We start from the raw sequence: 2127 nt of genomic DNA, 5'->3' as shown, positions 1-2127 counted from the left end.
GTAAATGTCAACATTGATTTTATTCCTAGAGCATTGAGTATGTGTGTTTTTGAAATCGATGAATCTCAGGTTTATACTCTAAATGAAGAAGAACTTCCAGGTAATTGGAAAGAAACTCCATCTCCAAAATCGACCAAAGATTTTGGAACAAAGTTGCTTCAAGAAAAACATGCAATTATTAGAATTCCTTCGATTATTATTCCGGATGAATCCAATTATATTTTAAATCCTTCTGGGCAAGGTTCTGCTTTCGAAATGATTGAGATAAAAGATTTCGTTTTCGATTTGAGGATAAAAAAGAATGAACTTTAAACAACTTCTTTTTATCCCCAATTAACAAAAACATCTTTAAGTTAAACTACCCAATCGCATAAAGTGAATTAATTTGAGCGTTTATCGAATTTAATTGCTAAAAACGATCATCCAAACTTATTCATCTTTAAGAGAATCCACCGGATTTGCCCTTGCCGCTTGCATTGCTTTTAGACTTACTGTAAATAAAGCAATCAGCATTGTTGCTAATCCTGCGAGCACAACCATCCACCATTTTAAGTTAATGTGATAAGCAAAATTCTCCAGCCAATTCGTCATAATCAACCACGAAAAAGGCGCAGCTATGATAAATGAAATTAAAATCAACTTCATAAAATCTTTTGAGAGCAACATCACAATTGCAGAAACCGAAGAGCCCAAAACTTTTCGGATGCCAATTTCCTTAACACGCTTATTAATTGCTAATAATGCCAATGCAAAAAGTCCCATACAAGAAATAACAATCGTAATTACTGCAGCGCTGATAACAATATGCGACATCCGTTTTTCGCTTTTGTACAAGCGTTCTGTATTTTCATCAAGATATGAAGGCGCAACTTTGGCTTGCGGATTTATATTTTTCCAGATCGATTCCAGATCCTGGATACTTTTTGAAAGATTATCTGTTTGAACGCGAACAAAAATATAATCTACCGTAAAAATCTGTGGATTGATTGAAAGTGTCAGTGGTTTTACTTTTTGTCTTAAATCCTGAAAATTAAAATCGTCAATCACGCCAATCACTTGTGGATGCCCATCTAAATCTAATGGCCGATTTAAAACTTTCTCAATGCCACCAACCTGTTCTGCCATTTGCTTGTTGATAATTACGGCTTCCCTATCCGTAGAAAATGAACGGTCAAAATCACGTCCGGCCAATAATGTTATCCCCAAGGTTTTTAAATAATCATAATCTACACGCATAAAATTGGTATAAATCTGTCGGCCTTCATATTCAAACCCAAAAACACTGTTGGTCATACTTCCATCACGCCCCATACCCAAATTAATATCGGAAGCACTCACGCTTTGCACCCAAGGTTGCGACGCCAATTGATCGCGCATTTGCAAAAGTGCACGCTCAGGATCAATTCCTACACCAATAGGAATACTGACAACTTCCGATTTGTTGTAACCCAACGATTTACTATTTAAATAATTTAATTGCGAACTCACGACAATAGTAGCCACAATCAGTACAATGGCAATCGAAAATTGAACAATCGTCAATCCGTTTCTCAACAAACCACTTTTTATGGTTGTTGCCCCTTTTAACGTCTGCACCAAATTTTGTCTTGCAATGCGCCAAGCCGGATAACCGCCAGCAAAAAGCGTGAGAAAAAAGAACATGATTAAAAACAATAACAAGTTGATTGGTGTTAGCAACGCAACTATTTTCAAATTATAATTCATAAACACGTTATATTGTTTTAATACGAAACTTGCCAAGAGCAATCCCAACACCAAAGCGATCACGCAAATCAACAGCGATTCTGTCCACAACTGGCCAATTAATGTTGACGTAGAGCCGCCCAAAGTTTTACGCGTTCCGATTTCTTTATTTCTTGTGAGCGAATTTGCCAACGACAGGTTGATGAAATTGGAACAAGCAATAAACAGAACCAATCCAGAAATCAACAACAATATCCACGGAAATGTTGGAGAACCCGCATGGCCCAAATTCAAATTATTTAAATGATAATCGGACAACGGTAATAAGTGCATCGTCAGGTAATCTCCATTTTTATCGGCAATCGCTCCATCACGTTTCAACATATTACTTTCACTTTCATAATAAAGATTGACGAAAGATTG

2 protein-coding genes are annotated in these 2127 nt (G+C 36.5%); one reads left to right on the top strand and one right to left on the bottom strand.

The window, feature by feature from the left end; translation table 11 throughout:
* The coding region (locus tag VNJ50_RS04785) for an RES family NAD+ phosphorylase (RefSeq protein ID WP_325579571.1) at positions 1–312 on the top strand (312 nt) is incomplete at its 5' end.
* A gap of 117 nt (positions 313–429) precedes the next feature.
* On the opposite strand, the gene VNJ50_RS04780 is transcribed toward VNJ50_RS04785, so the two are convergent.
* On the bottom strand, positions 430–2127 hold a 1698-nt coding region (locus VNJ50_RS04780; protein ID WP_325579569.1), incomplete at its 5' end, for an FtsX-like permease family protein.

The organism is Gelidibacter sp., from assembly GCF_035577925.1.
Lineage (GTDB): Bacteria > Bacteroidota > Bacteroidia > Flavobacteriales > Flavobacteriaceae > Gelidibacter.
Note: the sequence above shows the minus strand (reverse complement) of the source record. Positions and strands in the feature narration are given on the sequence as shown.